The organism is Pseudoalteromonas piscicida (assembly GCF_000238315.3).
GTDB lineage: Bacteria > Pseudomonadota > Gammaproteobacteria > Enterobacterales > Alteromonadaceae > Pseudoalteromonas > Pseudoalteromonas piscicida.
On sequence record NZ_CP011924.1, the window covers coordinates 2,935,001 to 2,957,094 of the forward strand.

Consider the following 22,094-nt stretch of genomic DNA (forward strand, 5'->3'; position numbering starts at 1 on the left):
AGACTAGAGGTTGTACTGTGCGGGTTATGAAAAAGAAAAAGCCGAGCTATGCTCGGCTTTTTTTGTGTCTTTAATAAGACTAATTACTCTGCAGACTGCGCGTCTTCTTGAACTTCTTCAGTCGCTGGGCGATCTAGTAGTTCAATGTAAGCCATTGGCGCGTTGTCACCTGCACGGAAGCCACACTTAAGAATACGAGTGTAACCACCTGGACGATCCGCGAAACGAGGACCGATCTCAGTGAACAATTTACCAACTACTTCTTTATCACGCGTGCGAGCAAACGCTAAACGACGGTTTGCTACGCTGTCAGTCTTAGCCAGTGTGATTAAAGGTTCAATTACACGGCGCAGCTCTTTTGCTTTAGGCAAAGTAGTTTTGATGATTTCGTGCTTCACCAAAGAACCAGCCATGTTGCTAAACATCGCTTTGCGATGGCTGCTGTTACGGTTTAATTGACGACCACTCTTACGATGGCGCATGACCCTATCCTTCTAACTAAACTAATATAGTAACTTAGATTACTCAGCTAGACTTGCAGGCGGCCAGTTTTCTAGGCGCATACCTAGAGATAGACCACGTGAAGCTAGCACGTCTTTAATTTCAGTTAGAGACTTCTTACCAAGGTTTGGTGTTTTCAGAAGCTCAACTTCAGTACGCTGTACTAAGTCACCGATATATTGAATTTGCTCGGCTTTCAGACAGTTTGCAGAACGTACAGTTAGTTCTAAGTCATCAACTGGACGAAGTAGAATCGGATCAAACTCCGGCTTCTCTTCTTTCTCTTCTGGCTCAGAAACATCACGTAGGTCTACGAATGCATCTAACTGCTCAGCAAGGATAGTTGACGCACGGCGGATCGCTTCTTCAGGATCTAAAGTGCCGTTCGTTTCCATATCGATGATTAGTTTATCTAAGTCTGTACGCTGCTCAACACGAGCTGACTCAACCGAGTACGCAATACGCTCAACCGGGCTGAATGATGCATCTAGCAACAAACGGCCGATTGGGCGCTCATCGTCATCAGAGGATAAACGACTAGACGCCGGTACATAACCGCGACCACGCTCAACACGAATGCGCATGCTGATTTCGCTATTGTCAGCAGTTAAGTGACAAATGACATGCTCAGGGTTGGCGATAGTCACATCTCCGTCGTGCTGGATATCAGCCGCAGTCACAGGGCCTACACCAGACTTAGTCAGGGTAAGGAAAACTTCATCTTTACCTTCTAGAGATACCGCTAGACCTTTAAGGTTTAACAGAATTTCAATGATGTCTTCTTGTACGCCTTCTTTCGCGCTGTACTCGTGCAATACGCCGTCAATTTCAACTTCTGTCACAGCACAACCAGGCATAGATGAAAGAAGTATACGACGTAGAGCATTACCTAGTGTGTGGCCAAAACCACGCTCTAGAGGCTCTAAAACTACTTTAGAACGCGTTGAGCTTACAGCGTCGATATCGACTAATCTTGGTTTTAGGAATTCGGTTACAGAACCCTGCATTTTATCCTCTCTTAACTCTTAACTTTACTTCGAGTAAAGTTCGACGATTAGTTGTTCGTTAATGTCCGCAGACAGATCAGAACGCTCTGGTAGACGCTTGAAAGTGCCTTCCATTTTCTTACCGTCAACTTCAATCCAAGTTGGCTTTTCACGTTGCTCAGCCAACTCTAGAGCAGCGATGATACGCGCTTGCTTTTTAGACTTCTCGCGAATTACTACTACATCTTCAGGAGTAACTACGAAAGAAGGGATATTAACAACACGACCATTAACCATAACCGCTTTGTGGCTTACTAGCTGACGCGCTTCAGCACGTGTGCTCGCAAAACCCATGCGATATACAACATTGTCTAGACGTTGCTCTAGAAGCTGTAACAAGTTTTCACCTGTGTTACCTTTAAGGCGAGCAGCTTCTTTGTAGTAGTTACGGAATTGCTTTTCTAGTACACCGTAGATACGACGAACTTTTTGCTTTTCACGTAGCTGTAAACCGTAATCAGATAGACGACCTTTACGTGCGCCGTGCTGACCAGGTGCTGTTTCTAGTTTACACTTAGAGTCAATTGCTCTTACGCCGCTTTTAAGGAACAGGTCAGTACCTTCACGACGACTCAGCTTGAGCTTAGGGCCCAAATATCTTGCCATGTTCTTTCTCCTAACCTATTGTTATACGCGACGTTTCTTCGGTGGACGACAACCATTGTGTGGAATTGGCGTCACGTCAGTGATGTTAGTGATACGGTAACCAGCAGCATTCAATGCACGAACAGCAGACTCACGGCCTGGACCTGGACCTTTGATGAATACTTCTAGGTTCTTAAGACCGTACTCTTGTGCAGCAACACCTGCACGCTCCGCAGCAACCTGTGCAGCGAATGGAGTAGACTTACGAGAACCACGGAAACCTGAACCACCCGCAGTCGCCCAAGAAAGAGCATTACCTTGACGGTCAGTGATGGTCACAATCGTGTTGTTGAAAGATGCATGAACGTGAGCCATGCCGTCAACAACCTGCTTTTTGACCTTTTTACGACGAATTGGTGCTTTTGCCATAACTTACCCCACCTTATTTCTTGATAGGCTTGCGAGGACCCTTACGAGTACGCGCGTTAGTCTTAGTACGCTGACCACGTAGTGGTAGCGAACGACGGTGACGTAAGCCACGGAAACAACCAAGGTCCATAAGACGCTTGATGTTTAGTGTAACTTCACGACGAAGATCACCTTCAACAGTGTACTTGCCAACTTCTTCACGAAGGATGTCAAGTGTTTCGTCATTTAACTCGCCGATTTTAGTAGTTTCAGCGATACCTGTCGCAGCTAAGATCGCCTTAGCGCGAGTTTTACCTACACCATAGATGCTTGTTAAACCGATAACAGCATGCTTATGATCAGGAACGTTAATGCCTGCGATACGGGCCACTAACATATCTCCTATAAATAAACTTGATTATCATCTTGCTGGAAAGCCCGTATAGGATACCCAACCGACATTCAAGTTTTACCAAAGAAACAGGCTAAGTAAAGTTACTCAGCCTGCACGACTTAATTTGCTTAGCCTTGCCTTTGCTTGTGCTTTGGCTCACTGCAGATCACACGTACAACACCTGCACGCTTGATTACTTTGCAGTTACGGCAAATTTTCTTAACGGAAGCACGTACTTTCATTACTCAACTCCGTAAACTGACCTTAACGGCCGTAGCCTTTAAGGTTCGCTTTTTTCAGCACAGAATCATATTGATGTGACATCATATGAGTCTGTACTTGTGCCATAAAGTCCATGATGACAACAACGATAATCAGAATCGATGTACCGCCGAAGTAGAATGGCGTTTGCCATGCCATAGTCATAAACTCGGGCACCAGACAGATAAAGGTTATATACAAAGCACCTGCCAATGTCAGGCGTGTCATCACTTTATCAATGTATTTAGATGTCTGCTCACCTGGACGAATGCCTGGAATAAAAGCGCCAGATTTTTTCAGGTTATCTGCTGTCTCACGCGGGTTAAACACCAACGCAGTGTAGAAGAAGCAGAAGAAGATAATAGCCGCAGCTAATACCATCGCATACAGTGGTTGACCTGGAGTCAATACTGCTGAGATAGCTTGTAGCACATCAGCGACCGGACCTTCACCTTGGCCAAACCAGCTTGCTATTGTACCAGGGAACAAAATGATACTGCTAGCAAAGATTGGTGGAATAACACCCGCCATGTTAACTTTTAGTGGTAAGTGCGTGCTTTGAGCAGCAAATACCTGACGACCTTGTTGACGCTTCGCATAGTTTACAACGATACGACGTTGACCACGCTCGAAGAACACAACTAGGTAAGTTACAGCGAATACGATTACCGCAATCAATAACAATGCTAAAATATGCAGATCACCTTGGCGCGCCATTTCTGCTGTCGAACCAATTGCAGACGGCAGGTTAGCTACAATACCAACAAATATTAGAACTGAGATACCGTTACCGATACCACGCTCAGTGATTTGTTCGCCCAACCACATAAGGAACATAGTTCCTGTGACTAAGCTCACTACAGCTGTGAAATAAAAGCCGAAGCCTGGATTCACAACTAGGCCTTCCATCATGTTAGGTAGACCAGTAGCGATACCTATCGATTGGAATGTAGCAAGCACAAGCGTACCATAACGCGTATACTGGCTGATTTTCTTACGCCCTTGCTCACCTTCTTTCTTAAGCTCTATCATCGCAGGATGTATGTGCGTTAATAGCTGCATAATAATCGAAGCCGAGATGTACGGCATAATACCTAGCGCCAATACCGATGCACGCTCAAGCGCACCACCGCTGAACATGTTGAACATCTCAACAATGGTGCCCTTTTGTTGCTCGAAGAATTCGGCAAGTACAGCGGCGTCAATCCCAGGGATTGGCACAAAAGAGCCCAGACGGTAAATAATGATAGCACCCAATACGAATAGTAATGGGCGCTTCAGTTCCGCAAGCCCACTTTGTGCACTTTGCATATCTTGACCTGGTTTAGCCATAGCGTACTTCCTTAGTCTTCTACCTTGCCTCCGGCAGCTTCGATAGCTTCGCGTGCACCTTTAGACACTTTCATGCCTTTAACGGTAACAGCGCGTGAAACTTCGCCAGATTTTACAACTTTTACGAACTGGATGTTCTTTTTAACGATACCAGCTGCCTGTAACGCGTTTAGATCTACCACATCGCCTTCAACTTTAGCGATTTCGAATAGATTCACTTCTTTAGACACAAGAGACTTGCGTGAAGTGAAACCAAACTTAGGTAGACGACGTTGCATAGGCATTTGACCGCCTTCGAAACCAACGCGTACTTTACCGCCAGAGCGTGACTTTTGACCTTTGTGACCACGGCCACCAGTCTTACCAAGACCAGAACCGATACCACGGCCAAGACGCTTACCAGCTGTTTTTGAACCTGCAGCAGGTGAAAGTGTATTCAAGTTCATCGAATTACCCCTCAACCTTAACCATGTAAGAAACTTGGTTGATCATACCGCGAACTGCTGGCGTATCTTCTAGCTCAACAGTGTGGTTGATACGACGTAAACCAAGGCCACGTAATGTAGCTTTATGCTTCGGTAAACGACCGATTGAGCTACGTACTTGAGTTACTTTTACTGTGTTTGCCATGGTGTCTTACCCCAAGATTTCGTCAACGCTAAGACCACGCTTCGCAGCAATACCTTCTGGAGAATTCATATTCTCTAGAGCTGCGATAGTTGCGCGAACGATGTTGATCGGGTTAGTTGAACCGTATGCTTTAGATAGTACGTTCTGTACGCCAGTTACTTCTAGTACTGCACGCATCGCACCACCTGCAATGATACCTGCACCTTCAGATGCAGGCTGCATGTAAACTTTAGAACCCGCGTGGCGACCCTTGATTGGGTGCTGTAGCGTGTTACCTTTAAGTTCAACAGTGATCATGTTACGACGTGCTTTTTCCATTGCTTTTTGAATAGCAGCAGGAACTTCACGTGCTTTACCATAACCAAAACCTACTTTACCAGCGCCATCACCAACTACTGTTAGTGCAGTGAAGCTAAAGATACGACCACCTTTAACCACTTTAGACACACGGTTTACCGCGATTAGCTTTTCAGCCAATTCAGGCTGTTGTGCTTTTGCTTCTACGTTAGCCATTGTCTACTCCTAGAATTGCAGACCGGCTTCGCGCGCAGCATCAGCTAGCGCCTTCACACGGCCGTGATATTTAAAGCCACTGCGATCAAAAGCGATTTTTTCAACGCCTTTGTCAGCTACGCGCTCAGCGATTGCTTTACCAACTGCTTGAGCCGCTTCGATGTTGCCTGTGCCTTTAACTGTTTCAACAATTGCTTTTTCAACAGTAGAAGCAGCAGCCAGTACATTACCCTCAGCATTGATTACTTGAGCGTAAATGTGACGTGGCGTGCGGTGGATAACAAGACGTGTTGTGCCTTGTTCGATAATATTTCTACGAGTGCGCTTAGCACGACGTAGACGAGCTGTTTTCTTATCCATCGTCTTACCTTACTTCTTCTTAGCCTCTTTACGACGCACGTGCTCATCAGCGTAACGTACACCTTTACCTTTATAAGGCTCTGGTTCACGGTATGAGCGGATGTTAGCAGCTGTTTGACCAACTAACTGCTTGTCTGCGCCTTTAACAACAATTTCAGTCTGGCTTGGAGCTTCGATAGTGATACCTGTTGGGATCTCGAAGTTCACTGGGTGAGAAAAGCCAAGGGTTAAATCTAATGAATTGCCCTTAACTGCCGCACGGTAACCAACACCTACTAGCTGTAGTTTCTTCTCATAACCATCGTTAACACCAACAATCATGTTGTTGATTAGCGCACGTGCAGTACCAGCTTGAGCCCAAGCATTAGCAACTTCACGAGGAGCTGTAGTGATAACGTTGTCGTTTAGTGAAACTTCAACCGCATCGTTGATTGTGCGAGTTAATTCACCGTTCTTGCCTTTAACTTTGATGTCCTGGCCGTTAATTGTAACTTCAACACCGGCAGGAACATTGATTGGAGCCTTCGCTATACGAGACATAGTTCCCCTCCGATTAAGCTACAAAGCCAATGATTTCACCACCAACGCCAGCGGTACGCGCAGCGCGGTCTGTCATCAGGCCTTTAGAAGTTGATACGATAGCGATACCTAGACCACCCATTACCTTAGGTAATTCGTCACGTCTCTTATAGATACGTAGACCAGGGCGGCTAACACGCTGGATGTTTTCGATTACAGCTTTGCCTTCGAAGTACTTAAGTTCGATAGTCAATTCTGCTTTTACGTCACCAGATACTGCGAAGTCAGTGATATAACCTTCGTCTTTAAGTACCTTAGCTACAGCTACTTTCAGCTTTGAAGTTGGCATTGAAACAGATACCTTCTTCGCAGACTGACCGTTACGGATACGTGTGAACAAATCCGCAATTGGATCTTGCAAGCTCATGTCTTACTCCCGTGATTCTATTACCAGCTAGCCTTTTTAAGGCCAGGAATTTCACCGCGCATCGCTGCTTCGCGAACTTTAATACGGCTTAAGCCGAACTTGCGAAGGTAACCATGAGGGCGGCCCGTGATGTTACAACGATTACGTTGACGTGAAGGGCTAGAATCGCGTGGTAAAGACTGTAGCTTTAACACTGCATCCCAACGCTCATCATCAGATGCATTAACATCGCTGATGATAGCTTTTAACGCAGCACGCTTTTCAGCATACTGAGTAACTAATTTAGCACGTTTTACGTCACGTGCTTTCATTGAATTCTTTGCCATAACCCTACCCTTACTTTTTGAATGGGAAGTTGAACGCTTCTAACAACGCACGGCCTTCGTCATCTGTTTTCGCAGAAGTAGTGATTGTGATATCCATACCGCGAACGCGGTCTACTTTATCATAATCGATTTCTGGGAAGATGATTTGTTCACGTACGCCCATAGAGTAGTTACCGCGACCGTCAAAAGACTTTGCGCTAACACCGCGGAAGTCACGAATACGTGGCATCGCGATAGAGACTAAACGCTCTAGGAAATCCCACATACGTTCGCCGCGTAGGGTTACTTTACAGCCAATTGGGTAACCTTCACGGATCTTAAAGCCAGCAACTGATTTGCGTGCTTTAGTCACTAGAGGCTTCTGACCAGAGATTGATTCTAGGTCTGCTACTGCGTTTTCTAGAATTTTCTTGTCAGCTAGGGCTTCGCCCACACCCATGTTAAGTGTGATCTTTTCGATCTGAGGGACTTGCATGACAGAGCTGTAACCGAACTTCTCTTGAAGCTCTTTTACCACTTTGTCTTTGTACACTTCATGCAGTTTCGCCATCGTCTACTCCAACTATTAAATAGTTTTACCGGTAGACTTGAAGAAACGGACTTTTTTACCGTCTTCAAATCTAAAACCTACACGATCCGCTTTGCCAGTTTCGGCATTGAAAATCGCTACGTTTGATACGTCGACTGACGCTTCTTTCTCAACAACACCGCCAGCTTGCTGTAGTTGTGGTACAGGCTTCTGGTGTTTCTTGATGATGTTAACGCCTTCAACAAATACTCGGCCAGTTTCAGTAACAACTGAAAGCACTTTACCGCGCTTACCTTTGTCTTTACCGGCTAGTACGATTACTTCGTCATCACGACGGATTTTTGCTGCCATGATCGACTCCTTATAGTACTTCTGGTGCTAGTGAAACGATCTTCATGAACTTTTCAGTACGAAGTTCACGAGTCACAGGGCCGAAGATACGAGTACCAATAGGCTGTAAGTTATCATTTAAGATAACAGCCGCATTGCTATCGAAACGGATTAAAGAGCCGTCTGGACGACGTACGCCTTTTTTAGTACGCACTACTACTGCGTTTTTAACATCACCTTTCTTCACTTTGCCGCGAGGAATCGCTTCTTTAACAGAAACTTTAATGATGTCGCCAACCGCTGCGTAGCGACGGTGCGAACCACCAAGGACTTTTATACACTGCACTTTGCGAGCGCCGCTGTTATCAGCAACGTCCAGCTGAGTTTGCATTTGGATCATCTTAATGACCTCCGGTGTAGTTACAACTCGCCTAGATTTCGTTCAAAATCAAGGCATTTAGGTTAAATTCCACTCAAAAAACTGTGATTATGTCTTTCAAGGGCGGGCAATTGTATCAGCAATGTCGCATCAAAGATAGTTCAATTTTTAATTAATTTAACGCGTTAACATGACGTACCGATTACAGTTTGAGGATATGGCGGCAAGCAATCGAGAATTCAACCACTTGCGCAAATATTAAACAAAGTTTACAGCGGAAATTTTATTTTGATTATTGTTTAGGCATATCGCTTAGTAGGCTGTGAACAAGAATTTATCACCCTTTTCTCACAAACAAGCTCAAGCTTTGAGCAAACAACCATATAGAGCGACGAGAAGATCTTAGAAAAAGTGAAGTCGAGATAAATCTCGACCTACGGCTCTCTTTTGCTTTTGATGTAATCACCCACATTGCTTACGGTGTCTAACCAATAACCATTTTTCGGGTCCTGTAAGTAAGGAATAAGCTGGTCTAACATTTTGGTATCGACGGTGTACATGCCTTTTTCGCCCACCTCATGTCCAGCAAGAATTATCCAACTGTTATTTGCCCTAAGGTGCTCCAGTAACCCTTTTAGCTCTTCAAAACTAACACCGTCCATTCTAATTCCTGTGAGCTGCGCAAAGTCAGTATAAGTTGGGTGATTAGCGGTTTCATCTAACCACGTACGGCCACTGTCAAAATGCTTCGCAATCACCGGCACATAACTTTTTACTTCAGCGCCGCGACCAACAAAGGTATTACCGCAAGGATATGCAAAGCTTCTGGGGGTTACGCCTAAATGCTTTTCAATATATTTTGTAGTGCTGACTACATCGCGTTCTATGTAGGCCAAATCAACCTGTTCGAGTCCTTTGTCCTTTTCCCTTAGCCATGCAAAGTTACCCGTACATAAGTGTTCACTGGTGTGATTACCTATTTCATGCCCCTGCTTCACAGCGGCTTGCCACAATACGAGCTTTTCTTTCAGCTGCGGTGGCATAACATAAAATGTGCCTTTCACCTTATGGCGATTGAGTAGCGGCACTCCCACATCAACTTGACTTGGCCTTGCATCATCAAACGTAAGGCTTATTGCGTTACGCGCGTTATTGGGGTAACTAAAGGTTTGTGTGCTATCTGCCGCTATACTAGACGTATTCACGAGCAGAGCGCTTGCCATCATGGCGGCCAAACTGAAGTGAGAAACTAAATTAGAAGATAACTTTGCCATTTGCTTGTCCTTATTGTTGTTTATCCTTATAACCTACATGCGGCTGCGAGTATGACAAAGTGTTAAATTTTCAACTTGTTATTTGCGATTAAGTCCAACGCAAATGGTACTAATTTAATATTTTTAGCGATACACTAACCCCAATAATAAAAGAGAAAGACAGCGCTGTGTTGAAGTTAGAAGAATACTATCAGGACGTGATCTTGCTCGCCGAAGGCGGAATGAGCAAAGTGTACCTTGCTACCGACAAAAAATTAGGCCGCCGAGTGGCGGTAAAGGTGATGTCACTAACTCAGCACACGCAATCAGATGCACTCAACGAAGCCCGCCTGTTAGCGCGTTTTAACCATCCAAACATAGTACAAATTTATGATGTCTTTGAAAGCGATGGTCAAATGGCTTTGGAAATGGAATATGTGCAAGGTGCAACTTTACAGCACTACACAAAAACACACGTATTAACTACCGAGCAAAAAGTCGAGCTACTAAGCCATATTGCCGATGGCCTGGCCTCAGCTCATGGCCAGAACATTCTTCATTTAGACTTAAAACCTGGCAATATACTGGTTAATGAACAGAGCATAGCCAAAATTGCCGACTTTGGTATTTCACAATTAGAAGACAACCAAGCCTCTCGTCCACATACCAGTTACGGTAGTCTCACAGCAATGTCACCAGAGCAACTTCGTGATGAAACGCTAGAGAGTCGCAGTGACTTATTCTCATTTAGGCTAATAGCTTATCAACTGTTAGCAGGACATCATCCTTATTTCGAACAAGCTGACGATGGCAGTGACAAATCTATTGCTGAACAGATCAAGTTCCAACCGTTAAAAGCAAGTGCTAAACGTATTTTAGATATTCCCCCTGCACTGGCACAGCTTATTGATCGCTTATTGCAATACGACAAAAACGCTCGTCCAAGCAGCGCGAATGAAGTCAGTCAGCAGCTAAAGCAAATTTTACACGCCTTTAGCTACGATAATAGCGAAGCGACAGTGTCACTTGAACAAATAGAGCTACGAGATAGAGCCAGAGAGAAAGCCAAAGCACGTAACAAGCAACTAGGTATTGCAGCACTTTTCACCTTTTTAGTGTGCTTAGCCGTTGGTGGGTACTGGTATTGGCAGGAAACCAAACCCAAGGTTTATATTGCAGCGCTACCGATAAAATTCACTAACTCTTTTCAACTACTTGAAGCGCATCAACAAAACATAGAGTTAGCAATTAACGACGCACTTAAACAACATTTTTTAAGTAATAATGATTACGTCTTCATTTCAGACAGTGAAGTAGATCAAACACAAAAATTTATTGGTGTTGACGCACCATTAAAGGCATTGGGGCGAGCGTTAAATAGTAATGAGCTCATTACTATAAAACTAGACTGTAATATTCAAAGCTGTGACATCGTTATCGACTTAGTTGATGCGTCTAATGGAGCCTTAATTAGTAGTGCGCGAACGATGACATCGAGTGAAAACTACAGTCGTGTTTTTGCTATTACAGCCTCGGCCCTCACTTCATTAACCGGAGGCTCAACTGATTTAGCCACAAGCAATAAAACATTACTGAATAACTACGCCACACTGCATGATGCTAGTTTAGTAAAAGAGGCGGACCGCGCTACGATATTAAAAGAGTTAACAACGCTGATTGATACTGCGCCGGACTTCCTGCCGCTGTATTCACTTTACTCTGAACTCGCGACTCAGTTGTATGAAGATAGTTCAAATGATCAAATACTTCTAAACTGGGAACAAGTATTACAGCAAGCCCCCAAGAGATTAAAAGCAAGTACAATTATTCAAGGTTCCTATCTCGATTTTTATGCGTTTGCAAAAGACAAAATCCGTGCCAAAGGAACCTTTTTAGCAATTCAGAATTCAGCCAAGGACGAGTATCAAAAGCACGCTCTGATCAGCATCTACTATCATTTAATAAACGATTACACTTCGGCACTTCATCACACTGAGCTTGCCTATGAACTTAGACCGACCTTAAAAGTCATCCGCAATGCAGCTCTGTTCAACATGAAGCTTGGCCAATATGAAGAAGCCTTGCCGTACTTACGAGCAGCCAGCCACTACGGCCCTGATAACCTGAAAACACTGAAGGCCATTGCCGATATCTCTCTTCTACTTGGTAAGCTCCATGACGCAGAAAAATCTTATCAAGCTTTAGTTAAGCGCTCATATACAAGTACGGCTACCTTTAATAATTATGCCATTGTATTGATGCTATTAGGTGATTTAGAACGGGCACTAGAGTTTGCTGAACGAGCCTCTCAGTTGGCGCCCAGCAATGTAGAAATCTTACTTAACTATGCAGACATTTACTCACTAATGGGTGAGAAGGCGAAAGCCAGTGAAGTGTATCTGCAAATTTTAGCCAGTGATTCAGCAAGCCAAGTTGAAGTCGTGCGCATCCAAGCTTTAGCACACCTAGGTAAGCACCAAGAGGCATTAATAGCAATTGATGAATATTTGGCTGAGTATCCCGATTCAGCTGAAGCTTTTTACGTAAAATCGTTAATTCAAACACTGATAGAAGAAAAGTATTCCGCAATGGCTTCACTGAAAAAAAGCATTGATTTAGGCTGGAGCCCGTCTTTTTATCGCTTGTCATGGTTCAGGACACTATGCCACTCGCCATCACTTGAATTAAGAATTGGCACAGAGCATTTTACCTATCTGTGCCAAGTGCAAATTACGAATTAACCTGGACCATCTGGGTTGTCAATTATCACCCTTGGATCTTGAGAAAAATAGCGGATTACCCCATTAGCAGTCACATTCTCAGCAACCAAGCGGAAGTCCACTTTGGAATTATGGTCATGCGTCAACTCAATTGGCATGGCGATCGTTGGTTCTGCTATCAGTTTCTGTAATTGCTCTGATGAAATAGTGTGTTCGAGGTTTATTGCTTGGATCGTCACAGTCACTGAGAGTCTATCTTCAGAAACATCACTAATTAGATTGTAATTAAAGTTGTCTTGCGCCTCAGTAAAAAAAGTACCGTTTTCAGAAAAATTCCAACCATCAGGAACAATCTTATAAGTTATCTTGGCGCTTTCACCCTTAGCTAATTTAAGTTCAACTGGTTTATCTTCATTAGAAAATACCCAATTACCATCCGCTTCTGGTGCCACTGTAATTTCTAGTAAAATAGGATCACTCATTATTTTATCCTTCGTTGGTTTGTAGAGCTGTTCACATCTATCTAAGCACATGAATAGCAGTAATTCTATTACAGTTGGTTACAGCTTTTAGGCATAAGCTAGTCTTAAGCTCACTGATAGAACTTTTAGGCACCCCAAATAAGCCAATTGATAAGTTAATAAAAGTGCAGGCTCTTGTGCATCTGGGTTGTAGTACCGAGGCACTAAGGTTGATTCAACTCGTAAAACCAGAAGCTTCTGAGCTATATGAGCTGCCTTTTGTAAGCTCATTTATCATGACCTTAATAGGGGGAGAGTTTAACAGTTATACAAATAGAAGCTAACTTGGATTCAAGCTGAGTTGTATAGTTTTTAATTTGAAGTGGTTTGATCCGTTGTGCGGGATAGTTGAGTTCCATGACCTGCTGGAGAAGCACAACTATTCAGAGCGCTGCAGCGCTCTGAATCAGATCTCTAGTTTGGCTCTGTATCCTCGATAACAATCGTTGGATCTTGAGAGAAATAGCGCACGGCACCATTTGCAGAATCATTTTGAGCAACAAGTCTGAACTCAATATTTGAGCTGTTATTCCTCACTAGTGTAACAACCCGCGCACCGGGGTCAGCTGAAAGCCCTTTGATATCATTTTCACTTAGCGTATTCGCAACATTCAATGCCTCAATCTTAACCTCAACTGTTAACTCATCTTTTAATGTGCTTGTAAGGTTATAATTGAAGTTGTCTTGCGCCTCGATAAAGTAAGTACCGTTTTCAGCAAAGCTCCAGCCAGCTTCATCGGTAACGAGCTTATAGGTTAGAACAGCGCTTTCACCCTTAGCTAATTTAAGTTTAACTGGCTTATCGTCATATATCCAGTCGCCCTCAGCTTTTGGGGTCACCATGTATTCGAGTAAATAAGTAGGTGTACTCATTATTTTATCCTTCCTTTGTTTGTAGAGCTATCCGCATCCATTTAAGCACATGAATAGCAGTAATACTATTGCTGTAGATTACAACTTATAGGCATAAGCTCACTATAACTACATATAGATAATTAACTCACGATGAATATAGAACAAGGGCTACCATCGGCAAGCCCTTGTTAAGCTGAAATTGATTTAAAACAAACAGATGAGCTGTTTATTGAAGCGTCATAAAGATCTATCCACCAAACAAACCTTTAAGTTTGTCTTTTACCTTATCCTTAACCTTGTCTTTGGCTTTGTCTTTGGCCGCTTCTTTTAGGTCTAGGCTAGTTTCAACTTTGTGGAATGGACCTTTGATCCGCACCGGAATTTTAAAACCGGTACTGTCATCGCTACTGGCTTGCCCTTCAATGGTATCAACAATTCCAGTCACCACACGGTAATCTACTAAAGTTTGTGGTAAATCAACGGTGCCCTTGCCTGTCACTCGTAGTAACGGGCTTGCCAACGAGAAGTCATCATTTTGACCTACGCCTTTGGTAAAGACAAAGGTGCCAGTCATGGCTGAGAAGTCGGTTTTTTGATCTGGGTCGAAATTGGCATTGAGTCCTTGCGATACCGAAGAGAAATCGCCTTTGAGCATCTCTTTGCCCTTACGGATCATCTCAGCAAGGTTAGCGCCTTTTACGCCACCATCTTTGAACTCAAAACCTAATTTACCACCAAGGGCATTCACAAATTGCTTTTGACTGACACCTTGCGTGTTTAACGCCCAATTAAGGCTACCTTTACCCAATACTTTGTCAAAGCCAATAGCATCGGTCAGTAGTGGCTCAGCGTTAATTGCTGTTAATGCAAAGTCAGTACTGATGGCATAAGGTTTTGCTGCTGCATTTACAACAACCTTACCTTTACCCTGACCTTCATAGGCTTGGAACTTATCTAGGCTCAGTGTCGCCTTACCTGAGTTAAGCACTAAGCTGATTTGGTTTTCGCCAAGCTTAATTTCTCTCGCACGTAGCCCTGTAGAAGTGATCTTCACATTCGCATTGAGGCTATTAAGTGCTGACAAATCAATTGCAGTGTCATCCCACACTATAGGCTGTGCTGGTGCGCCTTCTGACTCAGGTTGCGTTTGTGGTTTTTCCACAGGTTCTGGCAAATAAGGGTTAAGATCTAACATGCCAAGGTCAACACTCGCGGTAATATCAGGCTTACCTGAGAGGGTGACTGTACTTTGACCTTTTATTACCAATTCGTCCAAGGTCGCTTCTAAGGCGTTGAGCGTAAATACTTGCCCTTGCATCGTCATTTTAGCGTTTAGGCCAAAGTCGTTGAACGCATTTTCTTTGGCTTTTAGGTCAACGCCCTGCCACTTAGCTAGCGCTTTTATCGAGTCGCCAGTCAAAGCTAATTGACCGCGAATGGTTTTACCTTGCTCTGCAATTTCACCTTTATAGTCAAGGTTGAACAGCGCTGATTTTACTTGTTGTTCAACATTAAAGGTTTCACCTTCTACCGCCTTTGCTGGATTATCGAGTGTAGTAACTAGGTTAAAAGTTTGACCTTGAAAAGTCAGCTTACCGTCGACTTCTAGTGGTTGGTACAGTGACGATAGCATCACGCTAATGTCTAAATCAGTTACCTGATATTCAGCGCCTGTCACACCATCAAGGTAAGTCACCGAGCCACCATAAATCGCCACTTCGCCAAGGCTAACATCTAAGCCTTCCGGTAACTGCATATTACCTTGTGAACTGGTTTGCGCCGTTGGCGCGTTTTCTGCACTGGTGGGTAGCAACTGCCAGTTAGCATTACCTTGTTTGTCGGTTTCTAGAATAATTTTAGGATTATTGATCACAAAGCGCTCAAGCTTAGCTTCACCAGACAGCGCACTTAACCACGGAATATGCACGGCAAGTTGCTCCATGGCAAACATATCTGGGCGACTGCCCGTTGCCATGTTGGCAAATCGCACTTGGTTTAGCTCAATGTGCAGCGTTGGGAAAATACCGATGTCAGAGTCGCCATCGATCGACAGTTTTCTACCTGTCACTGACTCAACCTGTGACGTGACTTGGTCAATAATTGCCTGTTTGGGGATTAAAAACGGGGCTGCGATAACAAGAATAATAATAAGCGCGACAATGGCGCCTACGATTTTAACTAGCCGGTTCATTGCTTTTCCTTCGTAAGGCTTGGTTCTCTTTATGATAACGGCTGTAGTCGAATATACCATGAATAAAGGCAAATAATTTGTACTGAGCGATTGCAACCTTTTGACTAATCGGTATGATCCTCGCCCTTGCCAGTTTTTAGCGTCATTAGCTATATTTTACTGGTTGGTTTATTAATCAAACTTGGAGTATCTAACCCGCATGAAGAAACTGCTCATATCACCGTCAAACATGGCCTTGGGCGAACAAGAAAGTCAGATTTATCAAAATATCCTCAAACAAGCCACGGAGATCAGCCTTAATCTGATGGCGGTTAAGGTGGAAAATCACCCTGAAGATTTTCTTGGTTGGTGTTATGAACTGCTTGATGTGGCGAAAAATCGTATCAATTTTGATTTACTGGATGACCATCAATTACCTACAGTGAAAAAGCTACAAGATCTGCTCATCGCAGCGATTAGCTTTTTACAACTCAAGACGTTACGCATTGCGCCTTGGCCTGTGGTGGCTGCATTTATTGCCAGTCACAAAGAAGTGATTGCACTAGATGAGCAATTAAAACTGATTGAATACCTTAAACCAATGCGCAGCACTCCACTTAAAGACATGATCAAAGAAGATCGCCTCGCCTTTAGCGGTAAGCATGCTGCAAATTTAGATACCAGCGTGTATCAGTTTGACGTAGAGTGGTTTGCCTCCACCAAAAGTGCAAAAGGCTTTCATCAATTATTAGACGACCTTCCGGGTGCTTTTGATGAAGCGCTAGCCGCAATCCCGGCAGAAGGTGACGTGACGCTCGAACATTACCAATCATTTATGGTCGGGTATTTAAGTGCCTTTGCTGGCAGCGAGGAAAAGCCAACGCTTGCACCAGCTACTCGCCTATTAGCAATGCGTCGCCCTGATGTGTTCACGCCAATAACCTCGAGCAAGCTTGACGCTTTGTGCCAAGCATTTGGTGTTGCTAAACTTAACAATCGCGATTTTGAGCGTTACTGGACCGATGTCGTCAGCACCATTAAAGCAATGCCATGGTATACGATGGCCACTCCTGTGGATGAGTTTGAAACGCAACTTGCTGAAATTAAAGCGCTGCTACCATGCCTGTTTTATTACGCGGATAAAGACACCGCCACTAACTCCAATTACTTTAAGCTACTGCATAAACCTCAGCGCAGCGGCACCAGTGGTGGCAAAAAAACAGTACGCCGCGGTAAAGAGTCAGCAGAAGTGTTAGTCGACCGCGCACTCGCGGATGAGTCTATTCCAGAGCATATTCGCACCAAACGTGACTCGATAGTCGCTGAAGTGGAAAAAGGCCGCAGTGTTGATGAAACCATCAGCCTAATGCGCACCATCTTTGGATAACTAACCTAAACTTCAATAACGGCTAGCGCAATTCATAGCTTGCATTAATATCGTGCAAGCTATGGTACTTTGCACCAGCCATGTGCAACGTTTATGCAAATCACTCTGTCCTACTTTCGAAACTCAGAAATTAAATTCCAATATTTTTAGTAACATAGAATAAATTCTCCGCTATTTCCTGACATTGGCCTCCCCCTTGCACTTACTCTTTGCAGAAAATGCAATGACAACAACCGAATAATAACTCTGCGTTCAATGGGGAAAACAGAATGAAAAACAAACCTTTGCTTATGCTACTCGGCGGCCTGACTGCGTGCTTTTGTGTCTCTGCTCAGGCGGAAGTAACAGCAAATATTGCGGCAAGCTCAAATTACTACTGGCGTGGTATCACCCAGACTGATGACGGCGCAGCGGTGTCTGGCGGCTTGGATTATAGCAATGAGTCTGGGTTTTATGCGGGCACTTGGGTCTCTAACATCGACTTTGGCGACTCCGCCAGTTACGAAATGGATCTGTACGCGGGTTACGCTGGCGAAATCAAGGGCATGAGTTTTGATTTTGGTTATATCCACTACGCCTATCCCGATGCCAGTGGAGATATTGATTTTGGCGAGATTTACGCCGCGCTTGGTTGGCAATACTTTACGTTTAAACTCAGCCACCTAGCCACCGCGCAAAGCGACTCAACCACAGAAGAAGACATGCTATATGCCGAAGTGTCGGCCAGCTTCCCCATTTTTAAAGACAGTGAATTAACTCTACATATTGGTCGCTCCAGCGGAGACACAGTGCTTGAGTGGACAGGAGAAGACGACGCTTATATGGATTACGGGGTGAGTTTATCTACGCAAGGTTTTACCTTCGGATTAGTAAAAACCGACCTAGACAGTAGCGACGATATTAAAGCATATGTAAGTTATGGATTAGATTTTAATCTGTGATGACCAAAGGTGAGCGGTCCTGTGACAGCCGCATCACCTTATTTTTTACTTGCTGCAACACGTAGGGCCGAAAGGCCCTTTTTTATACTTTATATTATTAGTAATTCAAAAGTTTCCAAGCAAGGCTTTCACCGTCTCCCTCTGTAGTCATCAGCTTGTTTTATAAATCAAAACAGGAACTTAATCCTTTTGCTCGATTGAACTAAATTCTAACCACACCTAATAAAGACTTAAGATAAGTGAAGCGCGAATAAGCTGTTCAGCAGTGAAGCAAACAAAAAGTTTACACTTAAAAAAACAAGCGATAACATTCAGGCCCCATTTTAGGAAAAAGGATATTAATTAAATGAAATCATTAATAGCTACCGCTTTTGTGACTCTCGCATTAACGTTTGCCCATAGTGCACTTGCAATGTCGTGTCGGGTCATGACAGTTGATCATGGCTCTATCAACTTCTCGTGTTCAGGTGGTGGCCAAATTCAGTGTGTTTTAAATCCTCCAATGAATATAGACTAAAACTATCCCATATAGCGCTGCTATATGGCATATAAGGATTATGATGAAAGTAAAATTAACCTTAGTATTGTCTCTTGCTATTGCTATCAGTGCAGGTGTTTATGTCTTGAGCTCTGAGACAAACTCCCCCATGACGTCAATTAGCCAAAATACTGAAATAGCACCCAGCCTAAACTATTCACCAAGTGTATCCAGTACAAAAATAGCAGTCTCCAGTACTCAAGAAAATAAGATTAAAAATGATCCCCTTGATTCAGCTACACAAACAGAAGTAGCAGTTCAAGAAAATATCACGGAACGCGCAGCCCAACCACTAAGTCTAGTCAATTTCAATGCGCAATTTATCAATAATAACACACAGCAAGAAAGTCTTTATCGGTCTCGCTTAGAATCTTTCTTTAGGGCTGATACCAATGAAATACTCAAACAGATGAGCCTTGTCGAGTACTCAGATTTAGCAAATGACCGTGAAGCGAAACTTCAAACTTTTATACAAGCACGGTTAGAAGCAGTTCATATACTAGATGAAACATTCAAATGTGCAGCAAGAGTTTGTATGTTAGAGCTTGTGGTCGGTTCTGATAGCAATACTGATGTGCTCAGCAATATGTCTGAGTTCGATAAAAACTATTCATTTCAGAGCAAACAAACAAACGAGTATGGAGAAACGATTTTTAAAGGGCTATACATTGCAACCGATGATCCCAGCAAATTGACATTAACAGACTAACCTGGGATTCGGGTTACTACTGTTTTTAATAAAAAGTTTTAGTCCTAACAGCAATGAATTCACTTTCAAAAAGTTTTAAGCATTTTTCAGAATGTGTATTCACATCAACGATCCGGTGTTGGTGAGATTAATTAACGATCTGTCAACTTTATCGCCAACACCTATTTTCCAACGTTTACTGTTCTACCCTCTATCAACAGCGGCATTTGAGTATAGCTGTACTTGCTTAATCGTACAGTCTATCCTCAATAATTCTTAAGGCGCTGATTTATGGTACGCTATGCCCGGTAGACGCCGACCAAATGCGATACCACTGCTCGCGACTCATGCTAAGTGACTGTGCAGCAAACGCGCTGGCAACTCGAGTAATATTTCCCGTTCCAAGCACAGTGGCAGGTTTCGATGGATGCATGGCAAGCCATGCGTAGATCACTTGATCAATTTCAGTGCTACCAATCTCTTCAGCCACTTGCTGTAGCACCGCACGCAGGCGTTTGGCTTTTTCATCTTCACTGGAGAATATTCTGCCCCCTGCCAGCGGCGACCACAGCATAGGATTCATGCCTAGTTGTTGGCACTGATCAAGCGTGCCATCGTCAAGCGCTTTCATCTCATAAGGTGAAAACTCAATTTGGTTGGTCACTAAAGCGAAATCAAGTCTCGATTGCAATAAACCAAGCTGGCTGGGTGTAAAGTTCGAGACCCCAAAATGCAGCACATCGCCGTTTTGTTTGAGGGTATTAAACGCATCGGCAACTTCATCAGCATCCATCAGATAATCCGGGCGATGGATCAACAGCACATCTAGCCTATCCGTGCCGAAATGCTTTAGTGACTGCTGCGCTTGGGCAATGATATGCGCTTTACTCGAATCATAGTGGTTCGCCTTTCCCGCTAATCCCAAGCTCGGAAATGCGGGCTTAATGCCACATTTAGTGATGATCTGAATGTGCTCTCGAATACTGGGCTCAAGCGCTAAGGCTTTGCCAAACTCCGCCTCACACTGATACTCACCGTAAATATCAGCATGATCAGTATCGCGTATTCCAAGCTCAATCGCTTGCTTTAAAAAACGTAAATTTTCTTGCGGCGTAATTTGCCAATCTAATAGCCGCCAAAACCCCAATACTAATGGGTCAAGTACGCGGGTGTTTGCGTTCATAACGTAATTCCTACTTGTGCAACCACTTGCTTGGCTTTCTCGACAGCACTTTCAGCCGAGTCTGAGCGCGCTAACGCCACACCCATTCTGCGCTTGCCACTCACCTCTGGTTTACCAAACAAACGAATATCCGTTAGTGGCTCTGCAAGCGCCTGTGCAAGATTGTTGAACTGTAATTGTGTTGATTCCCCTTCGACAAGGATCACGCTAGATGCCGATGGCCCATTGAAATGAATAGTGGGGATAGGCAAACCTAAAATTGCCCGAGCATGCAGCGCAAACTCACTTAAATCTTGCGAGATAAGCGTAACCATGCCGGTATCATGTGGCCTTGGTGAGACTTCGCTGAAGTAAACTTCATCACCCTTAATAAAGAGTTCAACGCCAAAAAGACCCCGACCGCCCAGTGCAGCCGTGACTTTTTCAGCCATCGCTTTACTGCGCTCGAGCGCGAGTGCTGACATCTGCTGCGGCTGCCAGCTTTGCTGATAATCACCGTCTTGTTGCACATGTCCAATTGGCTCACAAAAACTCGTGCCATCGATATGGCGTACGGTTAGCAGCGTAATTTCGTAGTCAAAATCAACAAAACCTTCCACAATCACTCTGCCCTGACCTGCACGCCCACCTTCTTGAGCATAGTGCCAAGCCGCTTCGATATCCGCGGCACTTTTAATCACACTTTGCCCTTTACCTGACGAGCTCATGATAGGCTTAACCACACACGGCATGCCGATACGCGCGACAGCAGCATTAAAGTCTGCCAAGGTGTCAACAAACTGATAGGGTGAAGTCGCAAGTCCAAGCGTTTCAGCGGCAAGACGGCGGATCCCTTCACGGTTCATGGTCAATTGAGTCGCTTTGGCGGTTGGCACCACCGTGTAACCTTCAGTCTCTAATTCCACCAGCTTATCCGTCGCAATGGCTTCGATTTCCGGCACGATATAATCAGGTTGCTCTTGTTCAATAATCGCTTTGAGTTTTTCACCATCCAACATAGACAAGGTATAGCTGCGATCTGCCACTTGCATCGCTGGCGCATTGTCGTAGCGATCTAAGACAATCACTTCTGCACCTAAGCGCTTAAATTCGATAACGACTTCCTTTCCTAACTCGCCACCACCGCAGAGTAATACTTTGCAAGCAGTTGCCGAAAAGGGCGTGCCCAGAGGTTTGATTTTCATGATGATTCCTTGGTTGGTTTGATGCCCCATGGTAGCGACTTTTTGTCATATGCAAAAGCTGAGAAGACGGCAATCCAACTCAAAATCACAAAATACACATTTCAAACACATTCT

28 protein-coding genes are annotated in these 22,094 nt (G+C 44.1%); 5 read left to right on the forward strand and 23 right to left on the reverse strand.

Annotated elements, in window-relative coordinates; genetic code table 11:
• Nucleotides 1-83: 83 nt before the first annotated feature.
• From rplQ to PPIS_RS13780, 18 genes are all read right to left on the reverse strand, one after another.
• Entirely contained in the window at nt 84-482 is a 399-nt protein-coding gene (rplQ, locus tag PPIS_RS13695) for a 50S ribosomal protein L17 (RefSeq protein WP_010378290.1), read from the reverse strand.
• Nucleotides 483-521: 39 nt separating this feature from the next.
• Entirely contained in the window at nt 522-1,508 is a 987-nt protein-coding gene (locus tag PPIS_RS13700; RefSeq protein ID WP_010378288.1) for a DNA-directed RNA polymerase subunit alpha, read from the reverse strand.
• A gap of 24 nt (nt 1,509-1,532) precedes the next feature.
• On the reverse strand, nt 1,533-2,153 hold the full coding sequence (gene rpsD, locus PPIS_RS13705) for a 30S ribosomal protein S4 (RefSeq protein ID WP_010378286.1): 621 nt from the start codon (nt 2,151-2,153) through the stop codon (nt 1,533-1,535).
• A 21-nt stretch (nt 2,154-2,174) separates the two neighbouring features.
• Nucleotides 2,175-2,561, reverse strand: coding sequence for a 30S ribosomal protein S11 (gene rpsK, locus PPIS_RS13710; protein WP_010378285.1), 387 nt, complete (start codon nt 2,559-2,561; stop codon nt 2,175-2,177).
• Nucleotides 2,562-2,574: 13 nt separating this feature from the next.
• Entirely contained in the window at nt 2,575-2,931 is a 357-nt protein-coding gene (gene rpsM, locus PPIS_RS13715) for a 30S ribosomal protein S13 (protein ID WP_010378282.1), read from the reverse strand.
• A gap of 131 nt (nt 2,932-3,062) precedes the next feature.
• A complete protein-coding gene (rpmJ, locus tag PPIS_RS13720) occupies nt 3,063-3,176 on the reverse strand; it encodes a 50S ribosomal protein L36 (protein WP_002959476.1) in 114 nt (37 codons plus the stop codon).
• 22 nt (nt 3,177-3,198) lie between these two features.
• Entirely contained in the window at nt 3,199-4,527 is a 1,329-nt protein-coding gene (secY, locus tag PPIS_RS13725; protein WP_010378280.1) for a preprotein translocase subunit SecY, read from the reverse strand.
• Between the two features lie 11 nt (nt 4,528-4,538).
• Entirely contained in the window at nt 4,539-4,973 is a 435-nt protein-coding gene (gene rplO / locus PPIS_RS13730; RefSeq protein WP_010378278.1) for a 50S ribosomal protein L15, read from the reverse strand.
• A 4-nt stretch (nt 4,974-4,977) separates the two neighbouring features.
• Complete coding sequence (gene rpmD, locus PPIS_RS13735) at nt 4,978-5,157, reverse strand: 50S ribosomal protein L30 (protein WP_010378276.1); 180 nt, start codon at nt 5,155-5,157, stop codon at nt 4,978-4,980.
• Nucleotides 5,158-5,163: 6 nt separating this feature from the next.
• Nucleotides 5,164-5,670 (reverse strand): 30S ribosomal protein S5, encoded by a 507-nt coding sequence (gene rpsE, locus PPIS_RS13740; protein WP_010378273.1) that lies wholly within the window; start codon nt 5,668-5,670, stop codon nt 5,164-5,166.
• Between the two features lie 9 nt (nt 5,671-5,679).
• The gene (gene rplR, locus PPIS_RS13745) at nt 5,680-6,030 is read right to left on the reverse strand and encodes a 50S ribosomal protein L18 (protein ID WP_010378271.1); all 351 of its coding nucleotides are present in this window, start codon (nt 6,028-6,030) and stop codon (nt 5,680-5,682) included.
• A 9-nt stretch (nt 6,031-6,039) separates the two neighbouring features.
• On the reverse strand, nt 6,040-6,570 hold the full coding sequence (gene rplF / locus PPIS_RS13750) for a 50S ribosomal protein L6 (RefSeq protein ID WP_010378268.1): 531 nt from the start codon (nt 6,568-6,570) through the stop codon (nt 6,040-6,042).
• 13 nt (nt 6,571-6,583) lie between these two features.
• Entirely contained in the window at nt 6,584-6,976 is a 393-nt protein-coding gene (gene rpsH / locus PPIS_RS13755; RefSeq protein ID WP_010378266.1) for a 30S ribosomal protein S8, read from the reverse strand.
• A 20-nt stretch (nt 6,977-6,996) separates the two neighbouring features.
• Nucleotides 6,997-7,302: a 30S ribosomal protein S14 gene (gene rpsN, locus PPIS_RS13760; RefSeq protein ID WP_010378264.1), complete on the reverse strand. Its 306-nt coding sequence runs from the start codon at nt 7,300-7,302 to the stop codon at nt 6,997-6,999.
• Nucleotides 7,303-7,312: 10 nt separating this feature from the next.
• Nucleotides 7,313-7,852 carry a 50S ribosomal protein L5 gene (gene rplE / locus PPIS_RS13765; RefSeq protein WP_010378262.1) on the reverse strand — a complete coding sequence of 180 codons (540 nt, stop codon included), beginning with the start codon at nt 7,850-7,852 and terminating at the stop codon, nt 7,313-7,315.
• A gap of 15 nt (nt 7,853-7,867) precedes the next feature.
• Nucleotides 7,868-8,182: a 50S ribosomal protein L24 gene (gene rplX / locus PPIS_RS13770; RefSeq protein ID WP_010378260.1), complete on the reverse strand. Its 315-nt coding sequence runs from the start codon at nt 8,180-8,182 to the stop codon at nt 7,868-7,870.
• 10 nt (nt 8,183-8,192) lie between these two features.
• Entirely contained in the window at nt 8,193-8,561 is a 369-nt protein-coding gene (gene rplN, locus PPIS_RS13775) for a 50S ribosomal protein L14 (protein ID WP_010378257.1), read from the reverse strand.
• Nucleotides 8,562-8,974: 413 nt separating this feature from the next.
• A complete protein-coding gene (locus PPIS_RS13780; protein WP_010378255.1) occupies nt 8,975-9,814 on the reverse strand; it encodes a polysaccharide deacetylase family protein in 840 nt (279 codons plus the stop codon).
• 167 nt (nt 9,815-9,981) lie between these two features.
• On the opposite strand from PPIS_RS13780, the gene PPIS_RS13785 reads away from it, so the two are divergent.
• Nucleotides 9,982-12,534 (forward strand): serine/threonine-protein kinase, encoded by a 2,553-nt coding sequence (locus PPIS_RS13785; RefSeq protein ID WP_010378254.1) that lies wholly within the window; start codon nt 9,982-9,984, stop codon nt 12,532-12,534.
• Here the strand turns inward: PPIS_RS13785 and PPIS_RS13790 are convergent.
• The 3 genes from PPIS_RS13790 to PPIS_RS13805 form a co-directional block, all read right to left on the reverse strand.
• Nucleotides 12,531-12,995: a hypothetical protein gene (locus tag PPIS_RS13790; protein ID WP_010378252.1), complete on the reverse strand. Its 465-nt coding sequence runs from the start codon at nt 12,993-12,995 to the stop codon at nt 12,531-12,533. The two genes, PPIS_RS13785 and PPIS_RS13790, sit on opposite strands and share 4 nt — an antisense overlap.
• Nucleotides 12,996-13,448: 453 nt before the next feature.
• On the reverse strand, nt 13,449-13,907 hold the full coding sequence (locus PPIS_RS13800; RefSeq protein WP_010378249.1) for a hypothetical protein: 459 nt from the start codon (nt 13,905-13,907) through the stop codon (nt 13,449-13,451).
• 229 nt (nt 13,908-14,136) lie between these two features.
• A complete protein-coding gene (locus PPIS_RS13805) occupies nt 14,137-16,080 on the reverse strand; it encodes an AsmA family protein (protein WP_010378247.1) in 1,944 nt (647 codons plus the stop codon).
• A gap of 199 nt (nt 16,081-16,279) precedes the next feature.
• On the opposite strand from PPIS_RS13805, the gene PPIS_RS13810 reads away from it, so the two are divergent.
• From PPIS_RS13810 to PPIS_RS13820, 4 genes are all read left to right on the forward strand, one after another.
• On the forward strand, nt 16,280-17,446 hold the full coding sequence (locus PPIS_RS13810) for a hypothetical protein (protein WP_019647582.1): 1,167 nt from the start codon (nt 16,280-16,282) through the stop codon (nt 17,444-17,446).
• 269 nt (nt 17,447-17,715) lie between these two features.
• A complete protein-coding gene (locus tag PPIS_RS13815; RefSeq protein WP_010378243.1) occupies nt 17,716-18,387 on the forward strand; it encodes a TorF family putative porin in 672 nt (223 codons plus the stop codon).
• Nucleotides 18,388-18,733: 346 nt separating this feature from the next.
• On the forward strand, nt 18,734-18,904 hold the full coding sequence (locus PPIS_RS25145; RefSeq protein ID WP_155940712.1) for a hypothetical protein: 171 nt from the start codon (nt 18,734-18,736) through the stop codon (nt 18,902-18,904).
• Nucleotides 18,905-18,944: 40 nt separating this feature from the next.
• On the forward strand, nt 18,945-19,634 hold the full coding sequence (locus PPIS_RS13820; RefSeq protein ID WP_249031218.1) for a hypothetical protein: 690 nt from the start codon (nt 18,945-18,947) through the stop codon (nt 19,632-19,634).
• 268 nt (nt 19,635-19,902) lie between these two features.
• Here PPIS_RS13820 and PPIS_RS13825 read toward each other — a convergent pair whose 3' ends face one another.
• Both PPIS_RS13825 and purT read right to left on the reverse strand, forming a co-directional pair.
• Nucleotides 19,903-20,796, reverse strand: coding sequence for an aldo/keto reductase (locus PPIS_RS13825; RefSeq protein WP_010378240.1), 894 nt, complete (start codon nt 20,794-20,796; stop codon nt 19,903-19,905).
• Nucleotides 20,793-21,980 (reverse strand): formate-dependent phosphoribosylglycinamide formyltransferase, encoded by a 1,188-nt coding sequence (purT, locus tag PPIS_RS13830; RefSeq protein WP_010378237.1) that lies wholly within the window; start codon nt 21,978-21,980, stop codon nt 20,793-20,795. The genes PPIS_RS13825 and purT overlap by 4 nt, the downstream gene beginning before the upstream one ends.
• Nucleotides 21,981-22,094 lie beyond the last annotated feature (114 nt).